General features: G+C 63.8%; 20 protein-coding genes and 3 tRNA genes. 7 read left to right on the top strand and 16 right to left on the bottom strand.

The window, feature by feature from the left end:
• Positions 1-7: 7 nt before the first annotated feature.
• Positions 8-925 (bottom strand): L,D-transpeptidase family protein, encoded by a 918-nt coding sequence (locus tag ACVDHI_RS02190; protein WP_182936007.1) that lies wholly within the window; start codon positions 923-925, stop codon positions 8-10.
• A 340-nt stretch (positions 926-1,265) separates the two neighbouring features.
• Here ACVDHI_RS02190 and ACVDHI_RS02185 point away from each other — a divergent pair.
• Positions 1,266-1,355 (top strand) — tRNA-Ser (locus ACVDHI_RS02185).
• Positions 1,356-1,742: 387 nt separating this feature from the next.
• Here the strand turns inward: ACVDHI_RS02185 and ACVDHI_RS02180 are convergent.
• Positions 1,743-5,180 (bottom strand): ATP-binding protein, encoded by a 3,438-nt coding sequence (locus ACVDHI_RS02180; protein ID WP_447211634.1) that lies wholly within the window; start codon positions 5,178-5,180, stop codon positions 1,743-1,745.
• Positions 5,181-5,429: 249 nt separating this feature from the next.
• Here ACVDHI_RS02180 and ACVDHI_RS02175 point away from each other — a divergent pair.
• Together ACVDHI_RS02175 and ACVDHI_RS02170 are read left to right on the top strand one after the other, a co-directional pair.
• Positions 5,430-5,505: transfer RNA gene (locus ACVDHI_RS02175), tRNA-Gly, on the top strand.
• Positions 5,506-5,560: 55 nt separating this feature from the next.
• Positions 5,561-5,634, top strand: a tRNA-Cys gene (locus ACVDHI_RS02170).
• Positions 5,635-5,697: 63 nt separating this feature from the next.
• Here the strand turns inward: ACVDHI_RS02170 and ACVDHI_RS02165 are convergent.
• Positions 5,698-5,985, bottom strand: a complete 288-nt coding sequence (locus ACVDHI_RS02165; protein WP_039039322.1) for a hypothetical protein — start codon at positions 5,983-5,985, stop codon at positions 5,698-5,700.
• A 214-nt stretch (positions 5,986-6,199) separates the two neighbouring features.
• Here ACVDHI_RS02165 and ACVDHI_RS02160 point away from each other — a divergent pair, with 214 nt between their 5' ends.
• Positions 6,200-6,400 (top strand): YbfA family protein, encoded by a 201-nt coding sequence (locus ACVDHI_RS02160; protein WP_010673543.1) that lies wholly within the window; start codon positions 6,200-6,202, stop codon positions 6,398-6,400.
• A 309-nt stretch (positions 6,401-6,709) separates the two neighbouring features.
• Here ACVDHI_RS02160 and ACVDHI_RS02155 read toward each other — a convergent pair whose 3' ends face one another.
• From ACVDHI_RS02155 to ACVDHI_RS02140, 4 genes are all read right to left on the bottom strand, one after another.
• Positions 6,710-9,931 (bottom strand): ATP-binding protein, encoded by a 3,222-nt coding sequence (locus ACVDHI_RS02155; protein WP_447211633.1) that lies wholly within the window; start codon positions 9,929-9,931, stop codon positions 6,710-6,712.
• A gap of 143 nt (positions 9,932-10,074) precedes the next feature.
• Positions 10,075-10,842 (bottom strand): DODA-type extradiol aromatic ring-opening family dioxygenase, encoded by a 768-nt coding sequence (locus ACVDHI_RS02150; RefSeq protein WP_010673544.1) that lies wholly within the window; start codon positions 10,840-10,842, stop codon positions 10,075-10,077.
• Between the two features lie 298 nt (positions 10,843-11,140).
• Positions 11,141-11,611 (bottom strand): FKBP-type peptidyl-prolyl cis-trans isomerase, encoded by a 471-nt coding sequence (locus ACVDHI_RS02145; RefSeq protein WP_010673545.1) that lies wholly within the window; start codon positions 11,609-11,611, stop codon positions 11,141-11,143.
• 137 nt (positions 11,612-11,748) lie between these two features.
• Positions 11,749-12,897, bottom strand: a complete 1,149-nt coding sequence (locus ACVDHI_RS02140; RefSeq protein WP_447211632.1) for a Na/Pi symporter — start codon at positions 12,895-12,897, stop codon at positions 11,749-11,751.
• A gap of 303 nt (positions 12,898-13,200) precedes the next feature.
• On the opposite strand from ACVDHI_RS02140, the gene ACVDHI_RS02135 reads away from it, so the two are divergent.
• A complete protein-coding gene (locus ACVDHI_RS02135) occupies positions 13,201-13,650 on the top strand; it encodes a hypothetical protein (RefSeq protein ID WP_447211631.1) in 450 nt (149 codons plus the stop codon).
• An 88-nt stretch (positions 13,651-13,738) separates the two neighbouring features.
• Here the strand turns inward: ACVDHI_RS02135 and ACVDHI_RS02130 are convergent, their stop codons facing one another.
• The 5 genes from ACVDHI_RS02130 to ACVDHI_RS02110 form a co-directional block, all read right to left on the bottom strand.
• A complete protein-coding gene (locus ACVDHI_RS02130; RefSeq protein WP_039039328.1) occupies positions 13,739-15,082 on the bottom strand; it encodes an APC family permease in 1,344 nt (447 codons plus the stop codon).
• 470 nt (positions 15,083-15,552) lie between these two features.
• On the bottom strand, positions 15,553-16,896 hold the full coding sequence (locus tag ACVDHI_RS02125; RefSeq protein ID WP_039039329.1) for an APC family permease: 1,344 nt from the start codon (positions 16,894-16,896) through the stop codon (positions 15,553-15,555).
• The gene (locus tag ACVDHI_RS02120; protein ID WP_164882979.1) at positions 16,896-17,033 is read right to left on the bottom strand and encodes a hypothetical protein; all 138 of its coding nucleotides are present in this window, start codon (positions 17,031-17,033) and stop codon (positions 16,896-16,898) included. Before ACVDHI_RS02120 ends, ACVDHI_RS02125 begins: the two co-directional genes overlap by 1 nt.
• A gap of 233 nt (positions 17,034-17,266) precedes the next feature.
• Positions 17,267-18,556 carry a 4-aminobutyrate--2-oxoglutarate transaminase gene (gene gabT, locus ACVDHI_RS02115; protein WP_039039330.1) on the bottom strand — a complete coding sequence of 430 codons (1,290 nt, stop codon included), beginning with the start codon at positions 18,554-18,556 and terminating at the stop codon, positions 17,267-17,269.
• A 232-nt stretch (positions 18,557-18,788) separates the two neighbouring features.
• Positions 18,789-20,252, bottom strand: coding sequence for an NAD-dependent succinate-semialdehyde dehydrogenase (locus ACVDHI_RS02110; protein ID WP_010673552.1), 1,464 nt, complete (start codon positions 20,250-20,252; stop codon positions 18,789-18,791).
• A gap of 309 nt (positions 20,253-20,561) precedes the next feature.
• Between ACVDHI_RS02110 and puuR the strand changes: the two genes are divergently transcribed.
• Both puuR and ACVDHI_RS02100 read left to right on the top strand, forming a co-directional pair.
• Positions 20,562-21,170: an HTH-type transcriptional regulator PuuR gene (gene puuR, locus ACVDHI_RS02105; RefSeq protein WP_029314011.1), complete on the top strand. Its 609-nt coding sequence runs from the start codon at positions 20,562-20,564 to the stop codon at positions 21,168-21,170.
• 49 nt (positions 21,171-21,219) lie between these two features.
• On the top strand, positions 21,220-22,497 hold the full coding sequence (locus tag ACVDHI_RS02100) for an NAD(P)/FAD-dependent oxidoreductase (protein ID WP_103244474.1): 1,278 nt from the start codon (positions 21,220-21,222) through the stop codon (positions 22,495-22,497).
• Positions 22,498-22,597: 100 nt separating this feature from the next.
• On the opposite strand, the gene ACVDHI_RS02095 is transcribed toward ACVDHI_RS02100, so the two are convergent.
• From ACVDHI_RS02095 to ACVDHI_RS02080, 4 genes are all read right to left on the bottom strand, one after another.
• The gene (locus ACVDHI_RS02095) at positions 22,598-23,797 is read right to left on the bottom strand and encodes a transporter (protein WP_041213311.1); all 1,200 of its coding nucleotides are present in this window, start codon (positions 23,795-23,797) and stop codon (positions 22,598-22,600) included.
• A gap of 63 nt (positions 23,798-23,860) precedes the next feature.
• Positions 23,861-24,520, bottom strand: coding sequence for a hypothetical protein (locus tag ACVDHI_RS02090; RefSeq protein WP_039039334.1), 660 nt, complete (start codon positions 24,518-24,520; stop codon positions 23,861-23,863).
• Positions 24,521-24,527: 7 nt separating this feature from the next.
• Positions 24,528-25,205 carry a C39 family peptidase gene (locus ACVDHI_RS02085; protein WP_039039335.1) on the bottom strand — a complete coding sequence of 226 codons (678 nt, stop codon included), beginning with the start codon at positions 25,203-25,205 and terminating at the stop codon, positions 24,528-24,530.
• 52 nt (positions 25,206-25,257) lie between these two features.
• Positions 25,258-26,217 carry a hypothetical protein gene (locus ACVDHI_RS02080; RefSeq protein WP_010673558.1) on the bottom strand — a complete coding sequence of 320 codons (960 nt, stop codon included), beginning with the start codon at positions 26,215-26,217 and terminating at the stop codon, positions 25,258-25,260.
• Positions 26,218-26,266: the final 49 nt, after the last annotated feature.

The raw sequence follows: 26,266 nt of genomic DNA, 5'->3' as shown, positions 1-26,266 counted from the left end.
CAGGCCTTCAGCCGCTCACGGGTTTGGGCAGCCCGCTCTTGCGCTCGAGCAGGGCGGTCACCCGGGCACTGTCGATGTCGGGGGCAGCGATGAACTGCTCGGCTTCGGGGGAGAGCACCAGCGGCGCCCCTTGTGCCATCTCCGCTTCGGTGCGGGAGAGGGGGGAGTGTACCTCCAGCCAGCGACGACCGTCGGGTTCTACCGCCATCTTGACCGGCTGGTTGATGACCCGGACCGGGGTGCCGACGGGAACAAGACCAAACAGGGTTTCGATGTCATCCGGGCGCAGCCGGATACAACCCGCGCTGACTCGCAGACCGACCCCGAAATCCTTGTTGGTGCCGTGGATGAGGTAGTCCTTGTTGCCATAGCCAAGACGCATGGCGAACTTGCCGAGGGGATTGTCGGGGCCGGGGGGGACCACGGCGGGCAGATCGATCCCCTTCTGCTCCAGCCAGGACTTGCGGACCATGGGGCCGGGCACCCAGGTCGGGTTGGGATTTTTCGCAATGACGGTGGTGGTCATCTCCGGCGTCTCGCGGCCGATGTCACCGATCCCGATGGGCAGCACCATCACCTCCTGCTTGCCCTTGGGGAAGTAGTAGAGGCGAAGTTCAGGCAGGTTGATGACGATGCCTTCTCGCGGCACGTCGGGCAGCAGCATCTGGGTCGGCAGAGTGAGCCGGGTGCCCGGGGGGGGCAGATAGGGGTCTACGCCGGGATTGGCTTCGAGCAGTGCTAGAAAGCCTGTCCGGGTATGCTTGCCGACCAGTTCCAGATGATCGCCAGGCTGTACGATGTAATCTTCCAGGGCGCCGATGAGACGGCTGTCCGCTGGCGGCAGGGGATAGGTGTTGGACCAGACAGGTGCGGCCCAGAGGCTGGCGGCGGCCAGCAGCAGTGAGACGATACGAGTGTTGAGCATGGTTGTTCCTATCGGCTGGGGCGAGGGACGGGTTCCCTTCCAAAAAATGAGCAGAGATTGTCAACGAATCCCGCGGGGATTACCAGTCCGGCACCATGACTGCCGGGAGGGCGGTGGCGAGCGCGTCACAGGGTGTCACAGGTCCATCAGGCTCGCCGTATTCGCCCGCCCGGAACCGGGTACAGGGTGGAGACAGTGAGTGAGGAGGCGCTGCCGGGTGAACGTCACTGGTGTTGGGAGGGGCGGGATCGCCGGATGGCGGTTTTATCGCCAGTCGTCTGATCTGCAACGAGATTTACATTGATTTCCCGGCTAGGGTTGGGTCAATATGAGTGCCCGTGGAGAGATGCCGGAGTGGCCGAACGGGATTGACTCGAAATCAATTGTGGCAGCAATGCCACCCAGGGTTCGAATCCCTGTCTCTCCGCCATTTATTCCCCTCAAGCCCGCGTCCGTCGCGGGTTTGTCATTTCTATCTCATCTCTGTCCATCCCCCGGCTCAGCCATCTCCCAATGTCTTTTCCGATTTGGGGCCTGTGGTCACGGGGTCGCGAAGCGTCACCCATTCTCTCGAATGTCTATTCACCTGATTAGCCACTTGCCGGCCCAGACAGGTCTCCCGGGGTCATCACCAACATGGTGATGGGGAATGGGTCCGAACCTGCAGGGTCATCTGGCCGACCCCGCGAGCTCAGCCATCGCGATCCTCCTGAGAGGTGCAGAAAGCCTGCGAGTCGATGTGTCCAGAGCTGGCCATTGGTGCTTGGTTTTCTATCCCGCAGCCATCATCAGAGCAACGTGGCTGCGGGTTGGAGACTCATGCCTTGCGGCTGGCGAGCTGGCGAAGGCGCTGGGTGCTCTGGTGCAGGCTCTGGTGCTGCACCTCGTTCAGGGCGCAGTGCTTGAGCACGTACTCGGCGCTGGCCACCACCGTCTTCCAGCGCGGTGCCTTGGGCAGGGTGTCGAGGTTCAGGTACTTGTCGAGGGTGCGGGTCTGGGGACTGGAGCGGTCCATGTAGACCCGCCACAGCTTGCTCTTCTCCGCCAGCACTATCTTGCCCTTGCCGGTGCTCTGCTGCCAGGTCTCCAGGGTGAGACGCATGGTGTCCACCAGGGCGCGGCGCAGAGGTTCGTCATCCTGCTGGCGAATGAGATCGTCCGCCAGCGAGCGGAACTCCCCGCCCAGCCGGCTCAGTTCCCCCAGCAACTGGCCATCCTCGATGATGGCCTGGCGAGAGAGGCTCTTGAGGGCGTTCTCCAGTGCAGCCATGCGATTGTCGTCCTGGCGCGGTTCGGTGCCAAGGGTCAGCGCATAGGCGTGCTGCCCCCTCAGGTTGATGGGCAGGGCGCGGGCGTTGAGGGTGTCTCGCTGGCCCGCCACCAGGAAGTCCAGCTCCCGCTCCGGCTGCGCGGTCATGTCGGGCCACTGGCTTGCCAGCGGGGCGGCCAGCCACTCGTCCAGCATCTGCCCCTCCATGGCTTCCGGCTCCTGACCCAGCAGGCGCGCCAGGGCCCGGGAGGCAAACAGCACCCCTCCTTGCTCATCGAGGAAGACCATGGGGTCGGCCCCCTCGCCTAGCAGGGCGAGGAGCCGCTCCTGATCCTGGTGCAGTTGCTCCTGGAGCAGCAGACGGTGCTCTATCTCCTGTTTGAGCAGGCGGTTCTCCACCAGGGAGGCGCGCCCGGCGCTGGCCTCCAGCAGGGCTCTCACCCGGGCGAACAGCTCCTCCTTGCAGAAGGGTTTCACCAGATAGTCGTTGGCCCCGGCGTTGAAACCCTCTTCAATCTCCTTGGGCTGGTTGAGGGCGGTGAGCAGCAGCACCGGCAGCTTCTCCTTGGGGTGCTGCTGGCGCAGACGGCGGCAGACGTCGAAGCCCGAGAGGGTGGGCATCATCACATCAAGCAGGATGAGATCCACCGGCTCCTGAGCCAGCTTGGTCAGGGCGTCGTGGCCGTCGCTGCTGGGCAGGATGCGATAACCGCAGGGCTGCAGCAGGTGGCGCAGTATGTGCAAATTGATGGGCTCGTCATCCACCACCAGGATGACGGGGGCATCTTGCGGCGGGGGCGGCAGATCCTCGCTCTCCCAGTCCGGCAGGATGACGGGTTGCTGGCGCACCAGCTGGTGCTCTATCTGGCGGCTGTCGAGGGTCAGGCTGCCCGCCTTGCCGCTGGCCAGCGGCAGGGTGAAGGCGAAGGTGGAGCCGACGCTTGGCTCGCTCTCCACGAACAGCTCCCCCCCCATCAGGTGCACCAGCTGGCGGGTGATGGAGAGACCGAGGCCCGCTCCCTGCTTGCTCACTTCCGGGCTCATCTGCACCAGGGGCTCGAAGATGTGCTCCAGGTGGTCCCTGGCGATGCCGATGCCGGTGTCGGTCACCTTGATGCGCAGGAAGTTGCCCTCCACCAAAGCGCTCAGCACCACCTTGCCCTGGGGGGTGTACTTGATGGCGTTGCCCACCAGGTTGTAGAGCACCTGCTCGAGGCGCTGCTCGTCCGCCAGCACAGGGGGCAGCTCGGCGGGGCTCTTGTCCACCAGGGTGAGGGGCTTGGCCTGCACGAGATGCTGGCAGAGATCCAGCACCAGCCGGATGACCCCCTTGGAGGAGACCGGCTGGGGGTGGATCTCCAGCTGGCCGTAGCGCATCTGGTGGTAGTCGAGCAAGTCGTCCACGAGGCGCGCCAGACCGTCGGCGCTCTTGATGATGAGGCCGAGCTGTTTCTGCTGCCCTTCGGTCAAGTCCTGCTGGCTGGCGAGCATGGACTCGGCCATCCCCTTGATGCCGTGGATGGGGGTGCGCAGCTCGTGGGAGGTGTTGGCCAGGAGCTCGTCTTTGAGCTTGTCCGCCTGTTGCAGGCTGAGGTTCTGCTTGTGGGTCAGCTTGACCTGCTGTTGCAGCTCCTGGGTCTGGCGTTCGATGAGCTCGATCTTGTCCTTCACCGAGCGCTGCATGTGGCGAAACGCCTGGGCCAGCCGGTCGATGTCGTCGTCAGTGCGGGGGATGGTGATGGGGTGATCCAGAGCGCCGTCCGCCACCTGTTCGGCGGCGGCGGTGAGGGATCGCAGGGGCGCCGTGATGGAGTGGGAGAGCCAGCGGGAGAAGAGGATCAGCAGCAGCAGTGAGCCTGCCCCCAGCAGGATCACCAGGGTCTCGAGCTGGCGGATGGGGGCATAGGCCTCGCTGGTGGAGATCTCGGCGATGAAGGCCCACTCGGTATCGAACACCTTCACCTGGGTATAGGCGGCCAGCACCTCGTCATCGTGGTAGGAGAGGAAGGGGCCGACCCCCTGCTCCCCGGAGAGGGCCTTGATGATGAGGGGGGTCTGCAGCGGTCGGAAGTCGGGGCTGAAGCTGTTCTCCACGCTGAATTCGGGGGCGAGCCAGGCGTTGGCGCGCATCCGCTTGTCCGGGCCGATGAGAATGGTCTCGCCGGTTGCGCCGAGCCCCTCCCGCTCCGCCATGATCTGGTTGAGCTTGTCCGGCAGCAGCTCGAAGATGACCACGCCGCGCACATAGTCGTACTGCATCACGGGAGCGGCGAGGTAGGCGACCACCTGGCCGGTCAGCTCGTTGCGGCCAAAATCGGTGAACTCGAAGATCTGCTGGGGCTTCTGGCCGCCATCGAGGCGGCGCTTGATCTTGGCGAAGGTGTTGCCAAGACCGCTGGACTGGTAGGGGCCCGAGAGCAGGTTGGTGGCGAAGTTGGCCTGCTTGGTGACCGAGTAGACCACGTCACCGTTGAGGTCGACCAGGAAGATGTCGCTGTAGTTGGATTTGCGCACCATGTCGGCGTAGCCGCGATGGAAGCGCTGGTGGACGCGGCCATACATCTCGTCTGCCAGGATGAGGGCGCTGATGGAGGGCTCTATCTCCACCTGACTGTCAGGTTGTTGCAGCTTGTCCCAGGAGCCCGGCACATAGCGGGCCTGGGCGCGGGCACGGGCCTCCTGCGGCGTGGTGCCGAGCTTCTCGAAGGCACCGGTGAAACCGTAGAAGCGACCGATACTGTTGCCGGCAAAGTCCTGCTGGGAGAAGTTGATGATCTGCTCCTTGAGGTTGCCGAAGTAGTCTTGCAGCTGGTTTTTCTTGATGTTGCGCACCGAGACCAGATGGTTGGAGGTCTGGGTGGTGAGATCCTTGCCGTGGCTATAGAGGAAAAACAGGGTGACGACCAGGAAGGGCACCAGGCCCAACATGAAAAAAGCCAGCATCAGCTGCGGTCTGAGCCCCCGAGGCCTGAAGTTCCATTTCATCGCATGATTTTCAATTGAGAATCCAGTTACTAAGCGCGATGAGTTTCTGACTAAAGGCTAACTATTTCAATGGCTTTATCTTAAATTCGCTCGTCGGGTCACAGGGAGCGGGGGGATTTTCGACCAAGGCGTCTAAAGGGTGAGCAAACAGCACGGGAAAGGGCTCAAAGTGAGAAAAAAGGGTTGTGCCCGGGCTCGGGGTACGTATAATGCGCCTCGTTGTCAGGCAACTGGCACGCAAGCAGTCATGCGGGAATAGCTCAGTTGGTAGAGCACGACCTTGCCAAGGTCGGGGTCGCGAGTTCGAGTCTCGTTTCCCGCTCCAATGCTCCATGGCACCAACCATGGACATCACTCTCAAGGCAATGCCTTGTCAGCATGGCGCGTTAGCAAAGCGGTTATGCAGCGGATTGCAAATCCGTTTAGTCCGGTTCGACTCCGGAACGTGCCTCCATCTTCTCCCTGTTTTCCACGTCACTGACGTTGTCTATCCGCCATGGCGGCCCAGGATGATGCTTCATTGCATGTCAGTCAGCCGTGAACAACCCTCCCGTTGCCACGTCTTGTGCAGATGCTGATCCATCTCGGCCAATGCCTCGCCCCTGGATCCGGACCTCTCTTCGCCCCTCTGTTCTGCCAGTGCGGCCATCTCCTTTATCAGCAAACCGCATTGCCACAGGCTGGCGGTGGGGACCCCGTGATAGGGGATGTCGATGGCATCGTCACGATTGAGCCGCCACTCCTGCCACTGGCTCCAGGCGAGCACGCCCAATGCCCCCAGCAGCGCCGCATCTGCAAGTTTCATCCTGTGTTCCCCCGTTCTGGTCCAGTCCTCGTTAACTCTGGAACAGGGGCCGCGTTTTGCCACCTTTGTTGTTTTTTAGTTAAAGAATGTAACCCGGTTTCATTTTTAGGCTTTTAGCCCCATTTTTTATCAAAAAATGGCGCTATCGGTGTAGTAATCCTACAATGATTGGCGTAATCTTTGTTCAGTGGTCTTACCAGTGAGGCGTTACATCATGTTTCATCCCTTCTCCCTGACTCAGATAATCCTTCGCCGCATCTTCGTCCTGATGGCGGGGTTGCTCGCCTTCCCGGTGATGCTGTTTCGCCGGGATCGCGCCCGTTTCTACAGCTACCTGCACCGCATCTGGAGCAAGACCAGCACCAAGCCGGTCTGGCTCAAGATGAGCGAGCGAGGGGAGCGGATCTTCTACTGATCCTCCTCGTGACGCCCGCTTCACCCGGTGCCAGACTGGCGTGACAGGCAGGGCGCACCTCCCGATATAAAAAAACCGACACCCTGGTGTCGGTTTTTTTATGGGGCTCGAACAGCCACCGGCCTTGTATCCATGGCTGGTCCACGTTGTCTCTTGTCTCTTGTCTCTTGTCTCTTGTCTCTTGTCTCTTGTCTCTTGTTTCTGTGGGCGACCCTTTATGCCGCAAACGCCGGCGCACTCTCAGCCGCACTCTCAGTCGCACTCTCAGCCGCGCCCGTGCGACATGACGGGAGGAAGGGCTGGCGGTACTCAGGGCGCTGGCCCCAGAGTGGCCAGCGCCGCGCGCAGACGGGCGAGGCCGATGGGCTTGAACAGGCAGTCGTTCATGCCGGCGGCGAGGCAAAGCTCCCGCTCGCGAGGCTGGGCATGGGCGGTGAAGCCCCAGACGGGCAGGCCATGGCCGAGGGCTCGCAGGCTGCGGGTCAGCTCGAAGCCGTCCATCACCGGCATCTGGCAGTCGGTGATGACCAGATCGAAGGGGTGGCTGGCGAGGGCGCGCAGGGCCTCCAGGCCATTGCTGCGCACACTGACGTCGTGTCCCAGGTGCTTGAGCTGCTGGCGCAGCAGGATCTGGTTGGCGTGATTGTCATCGACCACCAGGATATGCAGCCGATGGGGGAGGGGTTGGGCCTGGTGGGGCTGGGGCGCCGGGATTGCCGTGATCGGGGCGGGGGGGTGCTGGGCGAGCGTGAGGGGCAGCCTTATCTCGAGGCGGGTGCCTTCGCCGACCTGGCTGTGAACGGCTATCTCCCCCCCCATCATCTGGCACAGGATGCGGGCGATATTGAGGCCCAGCCCGCTGCCGGGGAACTGGCCCTGGCCGTGGGCGCGATAGAAGGGGGTGAAGAGCCGGGGCAGCTTGTCCGCGGGAATGCCGGCTCCGGTGTCGGTGATGGTGAGGTGCAGCACAGGAGGCTGCTCGCCCCCGGTCAGGGTGGCGGTGATGGCGACCCGGCCCTGCTCGGTGAACTTGATGGCGTTGCCGATGAGATTAAAGAGGATCTGGCGCAGGCGAAGGGGATCGATCAGCACCCTTGGCATGGGGGTGTCAGGCAGCCTGACCTCATAGGTCAGCCCCTTCTGCTCGGCCATGCCCGCAAAGACCCGGGTGACGGACGAGAGCAGGGGGGCGAGATCGCAGGGGGTGGGAGTCAGGGTCATCTGGCCCGCTTCTATGGAGGCGATATCCAGGCTGTCCCCCAGCAGATCCAGCAGGCCGTTGGCGGAGTCGGCGGCGATGCGCAGCAGCTCGCCGCTGTGACGGCTGAGAGCGGGATCCTCGGTGGCCAGCTCCAGCATGCCGAGGATGGCGTTCATGGGGGTGCGGATCTCGTGGCTCATGGTGGCGAGGAAGTCGCTCTTGGCGCGGCTGGCGCTGTCGGCCTGCTGTTTGGCCTCGCGCAGCGCCTCTTCCAGTCGCTTGCGGTCCGTGATGTCTATCCAGCCGTCGATCACCCCGCTGATGGCCCCCTCCCCGTCGAAATAGGGCACCATCCAGTGATAGATGTCGCTCTGGGTGCCCCTGTGATGGAAGAGGCGATCCGCAAAGATGGGCTGCCCCTCCTGCAATACCCTGGCAAAGTCCTGCTCCAGCACGGCGATGCTGTCTGCATCGAGCACCCCTGACAGCCCCTGGGCGAAGGGCTGACCCAGGATGGCCTTTGGCTCGGCGCCGAGCTGGGTCAGGTATTTGCTGTTGCACAGCAATACCTTGCCGCTCTTGTCCCGCACGACGATGGGGTGGGGCAGGCTCTCCCCCAGTGCCCGAATGAACCTGACATGGGCCTCCAGTTGCTGGCGGGAAGCCTGCTCGGCGCTGGCCATCCGCTTGAACATGCGGTTGCGATAGAGCAGCACCAGCGCCAGGGTGAGGAGCCCCACGAACACCAGGTAGACGATGTGGGCGTGGCGATCCATGAAGCCGGGCACCGGCAGTTTGCGGTTGCGCCACTCGTAACTCATCATGGCGAGCTCGTTGGGGGGGATGGCGAGGATGGTCTTGTCGAGGATCCCCATCAGCATCCCCTGTCCGGGCAGGCTGGCAAACCCCATCCGGATCGGCTCGTCATCGGCGGGGCCGGCGATGCGCAGGGGGCTCTGGGGATCATTGTCCAGCGCATGGCGGGCAAAATAGAGGGGCACGATGGCGGCATCCACCCGTCCCTGGGCGAGCACCTCCATCGCTTCTGCGGCGCTCTCCACCTCGGTGATGCGGCTGCCCTCCAGTCTCTGTGCGAGGGGCACATGGCGCGTCATCGCCACCGCCTTGCCCGCCAGACGCCGGATGGTGTCGATCCCTTGTTCCTCCTGGCGAGTGAGGATCACATAGATGTTGTCGGTGGCGTAGGGCACCGAGGTGCGCAGCCCGTAGTGTCCGGCCACCTGCTGGGAGATGGCGCCGATGAGGTCGATGGCGCCTGACTGCATGGCTTTTGCCAGCTGACCCTCGGAGTCTGCCCGCACGAACTCGAAGGTGAGGCCGGTGCGTGTGCGGATCTTGTCCAGCATGTCCACCGTCATGCCGACCAGCTGGCCGTCATGATCCAGGGCGCCATAGGGGTAGAGGTTGTCCATCAGCCACACCCTGATGGGGGGCGCTTGCCGCATCCAGGCCCGCTCGGCGGCATCATAGAGATCGGCGCTTCGCTCGTTCATGTCGCGGATGGGCCCGTTCCACTGGGTGAAGAGGGTGTTGCGCGCCCGGTCGTCGATGGCCGCCAGCCCCCGGTTGACCAGGCTGAGCAGGGCGGGCTCGGTGGCCGGGACGGCAAAGCGGAACTCGGCAGGCGCCAGTTCGGGCGGGGCCTCGCCCCGCTGGCGAAGGTTGTCGAAGCGCTCGCTGTTGAGGTAGTGGGTGGCGTGGGCATCCCCCAGCAGGATGTCGTCGCGGCCGAAGAAGACCGCATCGAACGCCTCCATGTTGGAGGGATAGGTCACCAGGGTGAGAGTGGGGTAGTAGCGGCCAAAGCGCGCCCTGTCTATCTGATCCCGGACGGCGGCTACCCGCTGTCCCGGTGTGAGCAGTGCCCCCCGATAACGTCTGGGCACGGAGAAGACGAGGGGGCTGCTGAAATAGGGGTTGCTCAGGCGGATCGCCCGGGTGTCACTGTCCGCCAGGGTGAGATTGCCGAGGCTGGCGAGGTGTATCTCCCCCCGTGCCAGGGCACGGAGCAGGTGCGCCTTGTCGGGGAAGGCGCTCAGGGCAACGGGTTTGTCCAGCATCCGGGCCAGCAGGTCGATGTAGTCGGCACTGAGCCCCTCGACGCGCTGGCGAGCGATCATGGTGAAGGGGCGGTAGTCCTCTTGCAGGATGCCGACCCGCAGTTGGGACTGCTGGCGCAGCCATCCGAGCTCCGCCTCCGACCAGCGGGGAGGCAGCGGGGCGGGATCGTAGCGGCTGTGCAGGGTCAGGGCCTGCACAGGTTGAAGGCAGAGCAGACAGAGCAGGATCAGTGTTCGATATAGGTTCATCTAGCCACCCGACGCGACAGCCATCCCTGCCAAGCCTCATCCAATGGCCGCCATTCTACCGGAAAATGGCTATAACGAGTCCGCTATTTCTCCACGCGCGTCGGCGAGAGCACGGCAAGCAGGGCGGCCTGGCCGCCCCGCCCTCAACCGAACTGGTAGGCCCCCATGTAGAGGCTGCCGTAATCCCAGCTGTCGTGCAGCTTTCGCGGTCTGTCGGCCCCCGCCGCGCCGAGCGCCACAAACAGGGGGCGCAGGTGATCGTCATGGGGATGGGATTCCACCGCGCCCGGTGCCCGGGCCCGGTACTCTTCCAGCGCTCCCCTGTCTCCCTCTGCCATGGTCTGCTCCAGCCAGCGGGCAAACTGGCTCGCCCACTGGGGAACCGGCGAGCCGTCCGGCCCGAGGGCACGCAGGTTGTGGGTGATGGCGCCGGAGGCGAGGATGCCGATCCCTTGCTCGCGCAGCCCCTGCAATGCCTCCCCCAGTTGCCACAGCTGGGCCGGGGTGAAGCTGGCCGGGATGGCGATCTGCACCAGGGGGAGTTCACTGTCCGGATCCATCAGGGAGAGGGGGGACCAGACCCCGTGATCCAGCTCGCGGCGCACCGGGGTGGCGGGCAGGCCGGCCAGCAGCAGCTGATCGCTCACCGCTTCCTGCAACCATTGCGGGCTCGTCGCGGGCCAGCGGATCTGGTAGAGGGGCTCGGGGAAGCCGTAGAAGTCGTACATCAGGGCCGGGCTGGGCTCGACGTTGATCTGCAGCTCGCTTCGGCTGAACCAGTGGGCCGAGATCACCACCAGCCCTCTGGCACCCTCGAGGCGCAGTTGCTTCAGGAACCGGGTCGCGGGCTGATCGCGCAGGACCAGATCCGGGGCGCCGTGGGAGATGAACCAGACAGGGGCGATAGACATGACAGACTCCATATGCGTTGTGCCGATGCGCGCGGCGCACCGACAACCCGAGGCCAGGGCGACATGCCGCTGACGATGTGGTCATTATCTGCCCCTATTGATGGGTTAACAATCAGGCTTTATGGATAAGCACTATTCACTTTTGGTTGATAGTCTGGCATCAGGGCGAGGGAGTCCGGGGCAGAAACGACAACGCCGGCGCAGTGCGCCGGCGTTGTGATCAGGGTCCGTCGGACGTGGCCTCTGACGGGATGCCCCGCAGCGCCACCGCCAAGAGCAACGCGGGCCCCGGGCGAGTTTATTGAATGCCCAGCAGCTCCACGTCGAAGATGAGGACTGAGCCCGGCGGGATCTTGCCGGCGGCTCTGTCGCCATAGGCCAGGTTGGCGGGGATGTAGAAGCGGGTCTTCTCCCCTTCCACCATCAGTTGCACCCCTTCGGTCCACCCCTTGATCACCTGGTTGAGGCCGAATTCGATGGGCTCGCCACGGGCGACGGAGCTGTCGAACACGGTGCCGTCCAGCAGCTTGCCCTCGTAGTGCACCTTCACCTTGCTGGTGGCGGTGGGGTGAACGGTGCCGGTGCCCGGGGTCAGCACTTCGTACTGCAGGCCGGAGGCGGTGGTGGTCACCAGGGGCTTTTCCTGGTTGCTGGCGAGGAACTCGGCCCCCTTGCGCACGTTCTCTTCCGCCAGCTTCCGGTTGTTGCTGCTGGAGTAGAAGTAGTAGGCGGCGCCGGCGATAAGAAGGGCTATCAGAATGAATTTCATCGGGTTTTCCTGTTCCTTGAAATCAGAGTGCAATGAAGGGGCATCTTATCCCAGCCAGGGGGAGAGGGCGAGGGGGGATGCCGGAGGATGTGACCGGACGGGCAAGGCACCGGGGGCATGATGCCCCCGGTTCGGATTTACTTGACGGCCACCATCATCAGGGCGGGCAGGGCGAAGAAGAGCCCGGCCACGTAACCCAGCGCCAGCAGCTTGTTCTCGCTGCCGACCCGGGCCAGGGTTTCGGCGGCCTTGATGGGCAGCTCCCGCAGGAAGGGCACGCCATAGATGAGCGCCACGGCGAAGAGGTTGAACAGCACATGCACGAAGGCGATGGTCAAGGCCAGCTGGGCGCCGGCGCCGCTGATGGCGGTGGCCGCCAGCAGGGCCGTGATGGTGGTGCCGATGTTGGCCCCCAGGGTGAAGGGATAGAGCTGACGGGTGTTGAACACGCCGCCTCCCGCCAGGGGGATCATCAGGCTGGTGGTGGTGGAGGAGGACTGTACCATGACGGTCACCAGGGTGCCGGAGGCGATGCCGGTGAGCGGGCCACGGCCCAGGGCCTTGTGCAGCAGCTCCTTGGCACGGCCCACCATGACCCGTTGCAGCACCTTGCCGAGGGCGGTGACGCAGCCGAGGATCAGCAGAATCCCGATGAGAATGGTGGCGATGGCGGGGCCCTTGCCCGGCAGGAAGGCGACGGCGCTGTCGATGAGATCCAGGGACGGGGAGATGAGGGGCTTCATGAAGTCCATGCCCTTCATGGACATGTCGGCGGAGCCCATCAGCAGACCGGACAGCCACTCGGCGCTCTTTTGCAGCAGACCGAACATCAATTCCAGCGGCAGGAAGATGAAGACCGCCAGCAGGTTGAAGAAGTCGTGCACGGTGGCGGCGGCGAAGGCGCGGCGGAACTCGCCCCTGTCACGGATATGGCCCAGGGAGACGATGGTGTTGGTGATGGTGGTACCGAGGTTGGCCCCCATCACCATGGGGATGGCCATGCTCATGGGCAGGCCGCCCGCCACCAGGCCGACGATGACGGAGGTGACGGTACTGGAGGATTGCACCAGGGCGGTGGCCAGGATGCCGAGCAGCAGCGCGACGAAGGGGTTGTTGGCGAAGGCGAAGATCTGGGCCGCGCCCTCGGCGCCGCCGGAGAACCCTTTAAAGCCGTGTGAGACGGCCCCGACGGCGACCAGGATCAGGTAAACAAAAGTGATCACCGCTAGCCAGTTGAACAGGGGGCCGGTAGCGCGGGTCTGCGGGGATGACGGTTTGCTTTGCATGGTGCCTCTTGGGACGTCTGCGTTGAATTGGACGGGCGCATTACAGCAGTGCTCTATGACAGAAATATGACAAAGTGACACTTTGATGATGATTTGATGACAGGGGGCTCGGGATTGGCGGGCCAGATGGGAAGGTAGTGATTAATTCTGATTATTTTGTTGTTTTAAGTGAATTGGTCTGTCGAATGTAGGAATGCGTTAGAAACTGACGGACGGGGTGCCATCCACTGGTGGATCCTGTGCCGCCACTCAGTCAATGGGAGTAGACTGCCTCGTCATTTAATCAGTAATTGCGAGTCTGTCATGAAACATTGGTCCCTTCTTCTCCTGCCCCTGGCGATGGCCTCTCTCTCCTCTCATGCCGCCGTGCTGCCCTCCGATTGCAGCTCCAAAGACGTGGCGATCGGCTCGGCCGTCAACAGCGCGACCGGGATCAACAGCCATTGCTCCGCGCAGAGCGCCAAACAGCGTGTGGACAACGCGGTCAACGATCCCGCTGGCTATGCCAAGCGCAAGGCGGCCCAGGCCACCGGCGTGGATGACGCCTACTACAAGGCCAAGAACACCCAGCAGCGGGTCGAGAATGCGGTGGACAATCCCGGTGACTACGCCAAGCGCAAGGCCGCCGAGGCTGCCGGTGTGGGCGAGACCTACAACAAGGCGAAGAACACCCAGCAGCGAGTCGAGAACGTGGTGGACGATCCCGCCAAGGCGGCGGGCCGCGCCGTGCTGCGCAAGACGGGCACCTACTGAGGGGAAACCCGGCAGAAGGCGATGCGTCGTGCAAACAAGAGAGGGGAGCCCGTGGGCTCCCCTCTTCGCATCTTGCGATCGAGATGGCTTACTGGCCGTCGGCCGCTTCCTCGTACTGACGGAAGGGGATGCGGAACACGGCGAGGCGCAGGAAGAGGTAGGTGACCCCTATCCCCGCCCAGATGAGGCCAAGCTCCAGGGAGCTCTGCTCCAGGTTGATCCAGAGGGCGCCGATGGTGGCGGCCCCCAGCAGCGGCAGCACCAGGAACAGCAGGTGCTCCTTGAGGCTCTTGTTGCGCTTCTCGCGCACCCAGAACTGGCCGATCACCGAGAGGTTGACGAAGGTGAAGGCCACCAGGGCGCCGAAGTTCACCAGGGCCAGGGCCATGTCCAGATCGAAGGAGACCGCGGAGAGGGCCAGGGCCCCCACCAGCAGCACGTTGATGGCCGGGGTGCGCCAGGTGGGGTGGATATAGCCGAACACCCGCTCCGGGATCATGCGATCGCGACCCATCACGTAGAGGATGCGCGACACGCCGGCGTGGGCCGCCATGCCGGAGGCGAGCACGGCCGCGGTGGTGCACACCAGCACCACGCTCTGGAACAGGGTGCCACCCACGTAGAGGGCGATCTCCGGCAGCACGGCGTCCGGCTCCTTGAAGCGGGCCAGATCCGGGAAGAAGAGCTGCAGGCTGTAGGAGACGGTGACGAAGATGATGCCGCCGATGAGGGCCGTCAGCACGATGGCACGGGGGATCACCTTGCCGGCATTCGGGGTCTCTTCGGAGAGGGAGCTCAGGCCGTCGAAGCCCAGGAACGAGAAGCAGAGGATGGTGGCGCCGGTGAACAGCGGCAGCATGCTGGCAGACTCCACATGGAACGGACGGCTGCTCATCAGGGTGCCGGCCCCTTCACCGTGACTCAGGCCCCAGGCGATGAGGCCGAGGAAGGTGACGATGATGGCGATCTGGATGAAGACGATGAAGCCGTTGAGGTTCGCCACCAGCTTGATGCCGCGCAGGTTCAGGAAGGTCATCACGGTCACCAGACCGAAGATGAAGATCCAGGGCTCCACGGTGGGGAACATGGCGGTCAGGTAGATCTTGGCCAGCAGGATGTTGATCATCGGCATGAACATGTAGTCCAGCAGGGAAGACCAGCCCACCATGAAGCCCACGTAGGGGTGGAACACCTTCTGGGCATAGGTGTAGGCGGAGCCTGCGGACGGGAAGCGGCGCACCAGGTGGCCGTAGCTGAACGCGGTCAGCAGGATGCCGCCGAGCGCCAGCAGGTAGGCGGTGGCCACGCGACCATCCGTGATGTCACCGACGATGGCGAAGGTATCGAATACCGCCATGGGCGTGAGGTAAGCCAGACCCATCACCACGACCTGGAACAGGGTGAGGGTCTTGAGCAGCTTGGCACCGGCCATCACGCTTTCTCCTCTGCACAGGCCCCGTGGGCGAGATAGGACGGGATCAGGGACGCGGGAACGCGTCGCTGGACACAGGGGGCGCCCATCTGTGGCACAGATGCGTGGCGCACGCCGGCGGGGACCGGCAGGAAAGCAGTGAAATGCCCCATGTTTTTCCTCACAACGTCGGGAGATTGCTTGGCAATCTGGGTATCAATTCCGGCACATGGCCGGCCTCTTGGTGAATGGTGGTGTGCCCCAGAAAAGCAAAGAACCGATGTTGTTGAAACATCGGCTCTCAAGGGGCGCCGTATTGTGCCCTCAGGGGGGGGAGGAGACAAGTGAAAAAGGCCGTCAGCGGGGAATTTGTTCCCCCCGTGAGCGATCACTTCGCCACCGCAGCCGGAAAGTCGATGACAACCTTGTCATCAGGCGGGACCCTGCTTTGCCGCCATGCGAAACCGGCGCCCTGAGGGCGCCGGTTTCGCTCAGGAGGCGTCCTGCTCGGGGCGGCCGAGGCGGACCCGGAACACGGTGAGGCGCAGCAGCAGGTAGATGGCACCGAGGGCGGCCCAGATCAGCCCCAGCTCGAAGGAGGCGGGCTCCAGGTTGAGCCAGAGCACCCCGATGCAGGCGGCGCCGCACAGGGGCAGGGCGAGGAACAGCAGGTGATCCTTCAGGGTCTTGTTGTGACCCAGCCTGAGATAGAAGTGGGCAATCACCGCCAGGTTGACGAAGGTGAAGGCCACCAGGGCGCCGAAGTTGATGAGCGCCAGCGCCATCTCCAGATCGAAGACCACCGCCGAGAGGGCCAGCATGCCCACCAGCAGCACGTTGAGAGCCGGGGTCTGCCAGGTGGGGTGGATGTAGCCGAAGACGCGGCTCGGCAGGGCGCGATCCCGGCCCATCACGTAGAGCAGGCGCGACACCCCGGCGTGGGAGGCGAGCCCCGAGGCGAGCACCGCCACCGTGGTGCAGACCAGCACCACCGCCTGGAACAGCTTGCCGCCCACATAGAGGGCGATCTCCGGCAGCACCGCATCCGGCTGCTGGAAGCGGGAGATGTCCGGGAAGAAGAGCTGCAGGAAGTAGGAGACCGAGATGAAGAGCACGCCGCCGATGAGGGCGGTGAGCACGATGGCCCGGGGGATCACCCGATCCGCGTTCGGGGTCTCCTCCGACAGGGTGGTGATGGCGTCAAACCCGAGGAACGACAGGCAGAGGATGGAGGCGCCGGTCAGCAGGGGATTGATGTGCATCTGCTCGGAGAAGAAGGGGCGGCTGCTCGCCACCGTGCCGAGCCCCTCGCCGTGGCTCACGCCCCAGGCGATGAGGCCGATGAAGACGGCGATGATGCTGAACTGCATGATGACGATCAGGCTGTTGAAGTTCGCCACCAGCTTGATGCCCCGCAGGTTCAGGAAGGTCATGACGGCGGCCAGGGCCAGGATGTAGGTCCAGGGGGCCACGCCGGGGAAGAGGGCCTCCATGTAGATCTTGGCCAGCAGCATGTTGATCATGGGCATGAACATGTAGTCGAGCAGGGAGACCCAGCCCACCATGAAACCCACATAGGGGTGGAACACCTTCTGGGCATAGGTGTAGGCGGAGCCTGCCGAGGGGAACTTGCGCACCAGGTGGCCGTAGCTCATGGCGGTGAACAGCATGCCGATGAGGGCGAGCAGGTAGGCGGTCGGCACATGGCCTTCGGTGATCTCGGTGACGATGCCGAAGGTGTCGAACACCGCCATGGGGGTGAGATAGGCCAGCCCCATGATGACCACGTGCCAGAGTTTCAGGCTTTTTTTCAGACCGGCGGGGTGCGGGTGCATCAGGCGATCCCCCGCAGGCTGGCTGACGGGATCAGGCTGACGGTGAGGTCATCCTGCACGGTGGGGGCGCCAGTCCGGGATGCGGACGGATGGCGCAGACCGGCGCGGGCCGGCAGGAAAGCGATGATATGCCCCATGGAGTTCCTCACTAAGAAGCGGGTGTCGTGAGATGGCGTGCCACCTCGTTATCATTTCCGGTCTGTTCCGGCCTCGTTATGGATTTGTTTGGCGCAAAAAAAGAACCGGGCTCCGATGAGCGGACGGTCCTTGAATACGGCGGCGCATTGTGCATTCGTGATGCCCCCTTGACAAGCATATCAAGGGAGCAAAAACGCATTTTTTTGCACGTGGGCGAACGCGCTCTTCCGGATCAGGCCAGGGAGGCGGACAGGGCCTGCTCCAGCAGGTCCAGCCCCTCGTCGACGATGGCTGCCGGGGCGGTCAGGGGAGCGAGGAAACGGATCACGTTGCCACGCACGCCGCAGGCCAGCAGCACCAGCCCCCGCTTGCCCGCCTCGGCCACCAGCCGCTTGGTGAGATCCGGGTCCGGTCTTTCGGCATCCCCCTCCTTCACCAGCTCCATGGCCACCATGGCGCCGGGGCCGCGGATGTTGCCGATGCAGTCAAACCGTGTCGCCAGCTGGTGCAGGCGTGCCTTGATCTGCTCCCCCTGGGCCAGGGCCTTCTGGTTCAGGCGCTCCTCCTCGATCACCTCCAGCACTGCCAGGGCGGCGGCGCAGGCGATGGGGGAGCCCGCATAGGTGCCCCCCAGGCCACCGGGCTTGGCGGCGTTCATCACCTCGCTCTTGCCCACCACGGCAGAGAGCGGGAAGCCGCCGGCCAGGCTCTTGGCCAGCGTCATGATGTCGGGTTCGACACCGCTGTATTCGGTGGCGAAGGTCTTGCCGGTGCGACAGAAACCGGTCTGGATCTCGTCGCAGATGAGCAGGATGCCGTGCTGGTCGCACACCTGGCGCAGGCGCTGCATGAAGCTGGCGGAGGCGGGGTAGAAGCCCCCTTCCCCCTGCACCGGCTCGATGATGATGGCGGCCACCCGGGTGGGTTCGATGTCGGCGCTGAAGCAGAGATCCAGCGCGGCCAGGGCATCGTCTTCACTCACTCCCAGGTAATCGGCGGGGAAGGGGAGGTGATAGACCTCCCCCGGGAAGGGGCCGAAGCCGGTCTTGTAGGGCACCACCTTGCCGGTGAGGGCCATGCCCATCATGGTGCGGCCGTGGAAGCCCCCCTTGAAGGCGATGGTGCCGCTGCGACCGGTGTGGGCGCGGGCGATCTTGATGGCGTTCTCCACCGCCTCGGCGCCGGTAGAGAGGAAGAGGGTGCGCTTGGGGGTGGGGCCGGGCACCAGGGCATTCAATTTTTCCGCCAGCTCGATATAGCCGGAGTAGGGGGTGACCTGGAAGCAGGTGTGGCTGAACTTCTCGAGCTGCTCGCGCACCGCCGCCACCACCTTGGGGTGGTTGTGGCCGGTGTTGAGCACGGCGATGCCGGAGGCAAAGTCGATGTAGCGGTTGCCCTCCACGTCCCACAGCTCGGCGTTGTGCGCCCGGTCGATGAAGACCGGCAGCAGGGTGCCGACCCCCTGGACCACGGCCGCTTCGCGGCGGGCCTGCCACTGCTGGTTGTTGCTTGAATGACTCATTTTTCCTCCCTGAGGGGCATGGGCCCCCGCTGTTCCTGTGCCATTTGGCCATATGTGTGCCGCCAACTGCCCTCGGGCAGGGCGGCCTGTTCGCAAAAGGGGGCCCCGGGTGTGCCCTCAGGGCCCACAAGGCGCTCGGTCGTGACCGGCGGCCCCCTCTTTCTATCTGTAAAAGCGATGGGCTGTGTCATAACGCATCTGTTTTAACGATGCGATTGCCCCTTCACTCCCCTCAGCGAATGCCGCCAAAGCAGAGGTATTTGGTCTCCAGGTACTCCTCCAGCCCTTCGGCCGCCCCTTCCCGGCCCAGCCCCGACTCCTTGATCCCGCCAAAGGGGGCCAGTTCGGTGGAGATGATCCCCTCGTTGATCCCCACCATGCCGTATTCGAGCCCCTCGGCCACTCGCCACACCCGGGCGATGTCGCGGCCATAGAAGTAGGCGGCCAGGCCATAGGGGGTGTCGTTGGCAAGCGCAATGGCCTCGGCTTCCGTTTCGAAGCGCACCAGGGGGGCGACGGGCCCGAAGATCTCCTCGTCCAGAATGGGGTTGCCCCGGGTGACCCCGGTCAGGATGGTGGGGTGATAGAAGAGGGGACCGGCGGGGTGGGCGTCGCCCCCCACCAGCACCCGGGCACCGGCGGCGACCGATTGCTGCACCAGCTCGGCCACCTTGCTGGCGGCGGCCGGGTTGATGAGGGGCCCGATCTGGACGCCCTCGCCCATGCCGTCCCCCACCTTGAAGGCCTTGACCGCGGCGGCGAGCTTCTCGGCGAAGGCGTCATAGACGCTGGCCTGCACCAGGATGCGGTTGGCGCAGACACAGGTCTGGCCGGCGTTGCGGTATTTGGAGGCCAGAGCCCCGGCCACGGCGGCGTCGAGGTCGGCGTCGTCAAAGACGATGAAGGGGGCGTTGCCGCCCAGCTCCAGGGAGAGGCGCTTCATGGTGTCGGCGCACTGGCGCATCAGCAGTTTGCCGATGCGGGTGGAGCCGGTGAAGGAGAGCTTGCGCACCACGGGGTTGCTGCACAGCTCGTTGCCCACCGCGCTCGCCTGATGGGAGGTGACGATGTTGATGACCCCGGCGGGAATGCCCGCCTGCTCCGCCAGTACCGCCAGCGCCAGGGCGCAGAGGGGCGTTTCGGCGGCGGGCTTGATGACGATGGTGCAACCGGCGGCCAGCGCCGGACCCGCTTTGCGGGTGATCATGGCGATGGGGAAGTTCCAGGGAGTGATGGCGGCCACGACCCCCACCGGCTGCTTGATGGTGGCCAGGCGCCGATCGGCGGAGAAGCCGGGGATGGTGCGGCCATAGGCACGCTTGCCCTCTTCCGCGAACCACTGGATGAAGCTGGCGCCGTAGGCCACCTCTCCTTTGGCTTCCGCCAGCGGCTTGCCCTGCTCGCAGGTCATGATGCGGGCGAGCTCCTCCTGGTTGGCCATGATGCGCTCGAACCAGGCGTAGAGTTTGCTGCTGCGCTCCTTGGCGGTGAGGGCCGCCCAGGCGGGTTGCGCCGCGTGGGCGGCCGCGATGGCGAGGCGGGTGTCCTCCCCGTCCATGTCGGGCACCTGGGTGATGACCTGGCCGGTGGCCGGGTTCAGGACCTCGAACCGGCGCCCGCCCAGGGACTCGCACCAGCGGCCGTCGACATAGGCCAGGGATTTGATCAGGGAGAGAGCAGGTTGTGATGCTGACATAAGTAAGGGGCCTCGATAGTGGGTCTGGGTGGCGCGTTTATGTGGGCACCGCCGTATAGAATAATAAGCACGTAACGACCATAAAATGAGCCGAAATGTTTTTCAAGTGTTAAATATATTTGAGTGAACTGGGCGTCACATGCTAGAAATGGGGCTGTGAGCGCGATTGTAGCGGTTTTCATCGCGCAGGGTGTGCAAAATAATGAACACCCTGGGTTGTGCAGGATAGTGAACGGGGCTGACGTGCCTGACTCACTATATTGACCAGGCTGCACCAGGTATTCGAATGACCATGGAAGGAGATGGGCGATGGAGCAATCCCGTGGCGAGGTCCGGTGGCGGACCATGACGGACAACCCCCTGGCGGAGCACGAGAGAAACATGGGGGAGCGGCTCGCCCGGATCCGCAGGGAGCTCGGGCTCTCCCAGCGCCGGGTGGCGGAGCTGAGCGGCCTGACCCACGGCGCCATCTGCATGATAGAGCAGAACAAGGTGAGCCCCTCGGTGGCCTCCCTGCAAAAGCTGCTGAGCGTCTACGAGCTGCCGTTGTCGCGCTTCTTCGCCGAAGAGGAGGTGGCGAGCACGCCCAGCGTGGTGATCAAGGCGGAGCAGCTCATCGAGCTCGGCAGCCAGGGGGTCTCCATGAAGCTGGTGCACAACGGCAACAATCGGCGCCAGCTCGGCTTCATGCTGGAGACCTATGCCCCCGGCACCGACACCGGCGGCGTGGTGAAGCATCAGGGGGAGGAGGTGGGCACCGTGCTGGAAGGGTCGGTGCTGCTGACCCTGGCTGGCCAGACCTATGAACTGTGCGCCGGGGACAGCTATGTCATCGACACCGGCGAGCCCCACAGTTTCAGCAATCCCTCGGGGCAGGTCTGCCGCATCGTCAGCGCTCACACCCCGGCCAGCTTTTAATGTGAACAACCCGTTGTGTTGGAAACGAACCGGTAAGGAAACAGGGATCATGACCGAACATGTAAAGAGTTACTACGCAGCCAGTGCCAACAAACACGCGCCCTATCCCACGCTCACCGAGCAGCTGGAGTGCGACGTCTGCGTCATCGGGGCGGGGTATACCGGCCTCTCCAGTGCGCTGCATCTGGTGGAGAAGGGGTACAAGGTGGTGGTGCTGGAGGCCGCGCGAGTCGGCTTTGGCGCCAGCGGCCGCAACGGCGGCCAGATCGTCAACTCCTACAGCCGCGACATCGACACCATCGAAGCGAACTGCCCGCCGGATCAGGCCAGGCTGCTCGGCTCCATGCTGTTTGAGGGGGGCCAGATCATCCGCGAGCGGATCAAGCGCTACAACATCCAGTGCGATCTGCAGGAGGGCGGGGTCTTTGCCGCCGAGACCGAGAAGCAGCTTCACGAACTCAAGGCGCAGAAGGCGCGCTGGGAGAAGTGGGGCAACGACCAGCTGGAGCTGCTCGATGCCGACGGGGTGCGCGAGGTGGTCGCGAGCGATCGTTACGTCGGCGCCCTGCTGGACAAGAGCGGCGGCCATATCCATCCCCTCAACCTGGCGCTGGGGGAGGCGGAAGCCATCCGCATGCAGGGGGGGCTTATCTTCGAGCAGTCCGCCGTCACCAGCATCACGCCGGGTCAGCCGGCGTTGGTCAAGACCGCCAAGGGGGCGGTGAAGGCACGCTTTATCGTGGTGGCCGGCAACGCCTATCTCGGCAACCTGGTGCCCGAGCTCGCCGGCAAGAGCATGCCCTGCGGCACCCAGGTGATCGCCACCGAGGTGCTGGGGGAGGAGCGGGCCCGCTCGCTGCTGCCGCAAAACTACTGCCTGGAGGATTGCAACTACCTGCTCGACTACTACCGCACCTCCGGCGATCACCGGCTCATCTATGGCGGCGGCGTGGTCTACGGGGCGCGGGATCCGGCGGACATCGAGCGGCTGATCATCCCCAAGATGCTCAAGACCTTCCCGCAGCTGGCCGACGTCAAGGTGGAGTACACCTGGACCGGCAACTTCCTGCTTACCCTGTCGCGCCTGCCGCAGTTTGGCCGCATCGGTCACAACATCTACTACATGCAGGGCTACAGCGGTCACGGCGTCACCTGTACCCATCTGGCGGGCAAGCTGCTCTCCGAGGTGCTGAGCGGTCAGGCGGAGCGCTTCGATGCGTTCGCCAGGCTGCCGCACTACCCCTTCCCGGGTGGCCGCCTGCTGCGCATCCCCTTCACCGCCGCCGGCGCCGCCTGGTACACCCTGCGCGATCGCCTGGGGGTGTGATGTCACCGATGGCCCGCCAGGCAGGCTGGCGGCAACAAGAAGAGGGAGGCGTTATGCCTCCCTCGTTTTTTGCCGTCAACCTGCCGGGGTCCTGACGGGGCTAGAAGCGGTAGGGGAAGCGGATCCCGATGGTGTAGTCCGGTGCGTCCGTGGTGAGCCCGGCAGACCAGTTGACCGCCATGGAGAGGTTGTCGGTGATGGCCCAGGTCGACCCCATGCCAAAGCTGGCGGCGTTGGCATCGGAGCCGGTGACCTTCTCCATGGCAAAGCCTTCGGACCCCTGCTCGGACTCCATGGTGACGCGCTGGTTGATGTTGAAGGAGAGGCTGAAGCGTTCGTTGAGGGCGAATGCGACCCCCAGGCCATATTCATACCAGTCCCCCAGCTGGATGCTGCCGGGCTGGTTGCCGGGCTGGTAGGAGATATCGTCAAAGTCCTGCTTGAGGCTGTGGCCATAGTTGAGGCTGGCAAACAGGATGGCGGGATCCATGGTCTTGACCAGGGAGAAGCCGGTGGAGAGCTGCCAGAGCCCGTTGCCGGTGGCGAGCTCCTTGGGGGTCACCAGGTTGCCCGATTCCGAGGTGTTGATCTCGATGCCGTAAGGATCCTTGCCGGTCGGCGCCTTGGCCCGGAAGTTCCACACCAGATCCGGCCAATCCTCGCTCTCTGCCATGACCCTGTAGTAGATGGCGAGGCTGAGATCCCCCAGACCGCCATCGCTGACGCTCTGCTCCTCGAAGTCGCGGCTGGAGTTCTCCTTGCCGGTGCTCTGGTAGTTGGTGTTGCGGAACATGTAGGGGAGGGCCAGCTCCAGTTGCCAGCGATCGTTGAGGGTGTAGCGGGTGATGACATCCGCCGTCCACTGATCGGAGCGCACCCGATCCAGGTTGATTTCGCCAAGGAAGATGGCGTCCAGGGCGAGGAAGCCGCGCAGGGCGAGATCCTTGCGGTTGTAGTGCTGGTAGGAGAGGCCCACATCGACGGTCAGGGCGCGGTCGAACACATTGTGCTGTTCGATCATCAGGTCTTCGGTACTGCGGCCGACCTCCGGCGTGCGCCGTGAGGCGTCCTGCTGGGTGGAGGCGACGGCGGCCCCGGCTCCGACCCCGGCGGTTGCCGTCGTGGCACCGGCGGCCTTGACGGCCTCCAGGCGGGCCTGGAGCTGATGAAGGGCCTGATTTTGCTGGATCAGTTGCTGGCGCAGGAGATCCAGCTGTTGTTGCAGGGCCTCCTCTTCGGCCGTGGCCCCCCAGCAGGCGAAGGGGGCGAGGGCAATCAACAGCATGCGAGACTGTTTCATCGGGATACGTCCTTGTTGTTTATCATCCTTTCTTATAGTTCAGCCCCGGGAACTCACCTGCTCTCAGCGCGAAAACCAGATGCGGGTCTGATTGAGCGTCTGCAAACCGTCCCCCCTGACCTTGTTGAACTGCAGCAGCCCCCGGCTGAAGTCGGTACCGCGCAGGCTCTGCTCCAGCAGGACCCGGCCGTCGGAAGAGTGTAGTTGCAAGCCGGCATAATTCCCCGAGACCCGATAGGTGGCGGTACCAAGATCGCCCTGGTGCTCGTAGCTGCCCGCCTGAACCAGGTGTCCCGTCATGGTCGGGGTGGTCAGTTCAATACCGGCCTGGTTGACCGAGCTGTTGCCACTCCCCTCCAGTTGAACGACCTGCACCAGCCCGGCCCCCTGCACCTGGGCCTCCTTGGCGGGCGTGGCCGCGGGCTTGACCTCATCCTTGACGCGCACATCCAGCTTGGGTTTGTTTTGCACAATGCTCAGCGCCAGGTTCATGGCCGCCGTCTGCTGGGCCTGGGCCGTGGTCAGTGACGAGATGAACTCGATGCCGAAGTAGCTGATGCCATGGCTGCTGACATAGCGGCCGCGCAGGTGGGCCAGCTCCCCGTCCGCCAGTTCGGGCGCAAAGTGGTCTGACAGATGGGCCAGCGGGTCCGGTGCTGCCAGCAGCGGAGAGGCGATGCCACCCAGGCTGCAGAGGAGGCATAGGGCGGGTCGGGTATTCATGATGACCTCACATTAGCTCTTTGTGCTGAAAACCGAATTCCAGCAGGGATGTTTCATTGACCGGGGCGAAGAGCCCATCCTTGCCTCTGACAGAGAGCGGGGGAGAGGGGTTGGCAAGGGGGGCATCGGGACGATAGCCAGCGCCGATGACGGCGAGGAGGATGCCGTTCCAGCTCTCCTTGAACTCCTTGAACGTGATCACCCGGTTGCCGAGGGCCGGGTCTGCCAGATAGACGCGATCATGGCGATCGATGGCCCGCAGCACGGCAAAGTGCTGATAGCCGCGAATGTTGAGCAGGACGATGGTGGGCACCCTCACCTGGCGCAGTTTTTCATCGCCCAGTCGATACCCTCTGACCCGCATGCCGAGCATTTGCAGGTACTGCTTCATGTCGAGCATGGAGAAGCCGTAATGCTTGACCTGCTCCGGGTCTGCCATGGCAAGCATGCCATCCATGACCCAGCGTTCATTGGTTGCATGGCCGTAGGCGTAGCGCAAGATGGTGGCGACGGCGGCGGCCCCGCAACTGAAATCCGTATGTTGGCGCTCGATGTTGGCGTACCGGCGCTCCAGAATGCTCTGCACCGGTTTGTTGAGATCCCCCAGCGCCGGGAGATGCTCCCCCAGTGGCACCGAGCCTGCCCAGACGGCAGGACAGCACAGCAACAGCAACAGCCAGCGCATTCAGACCTCCAGTGTCAGGGAAAAAGGGGGCACTGGGCCCCCTCGTATCGACTTACTTGGCAAACCCTGCGGCCAGCGAGAGATTGTTCGCTTGCAGGTTGTTGGTCCCCGAGGAGACGTTCACCCCGATGTTGCCCACGGCACCGTTGAAGGCGCCGCCATCGATGGTTGCCCGGTTGAAGGTTTCGCGGCTGGTGTAGGTATTGACCACGGGAATATACCCGACGGCGTACCCACTGAGCTTGATGTCACCCTCTTCTTTGAACTCGAACTTGCCATCATCTTTCGGGTTGTTGTTGCCGTACCTGTCGTTGTCATTGTCGTGGCCATGTCCTTTCTTGACATCATGACCGGTACCGCCCCCCTCGTAATCGCCCCAAGCCTTGAGACCGAGGAACACACCTGCCTTGTCAACCGTCTTGGTTGCACTCAGGCTTTGGTTTTCGGTCATGTTCTTGGAGACGCTCTGGCTGTTGGCCACGGTGGCCACGGCCATGTTGCCGGTGGACACGGAGGCTGCCATGTTGTTGGCCTGGACGTTACCCGAGCCCGAGGTCACGTTGACCCCGATGTTGCCTGCGGCATCCTTGAAGGCCCCATCGCCCACACCGGCCTTGTTCTGATGGCCGTGATTGGTCGTCCAGTTGTTGCTGGCGCTCTGGGTGGAGAAGACCTCGGCATCCGACGATCCGCCAGGGGCGCCGTGTTGTTGTTGACCACGACCCATGATGAACTCGGCATCGACCTCGTCATAGGCGGCCAGGGAAGCGCTGTTGCCCTGTACGTTGGAGTCACCGGCTGCGACGTTGGCGCCGATGTTACCGGATGCACCCTTGAACGAGCCGTCGATCTTGCTCGTGTTCTCCGTTCTTGTATTGGCGGTGCCTATCATGGAACTGGACTGCTGGTTGTCCACGACGGCCATGCCGAGTTTGTTGACGTTGATGTAGCCGCCGACATTGACCCTGCCTTCGTATTCCACATCGACTTCTGCCTTGACCTTCTTGGTCAAGGTTGCCCCTGTCTCATCTCTGTCACCGCGGTAATCGGCGGATGCAGTG

This window comes from Aeromonas sp. 25-248, assembly GCF_053005425.1.
The sequence above is the reverse complement of the archived record's forward strand: the minus strand, read 5'-3'. Positions and strand labels throughout refer to the sequence as shown.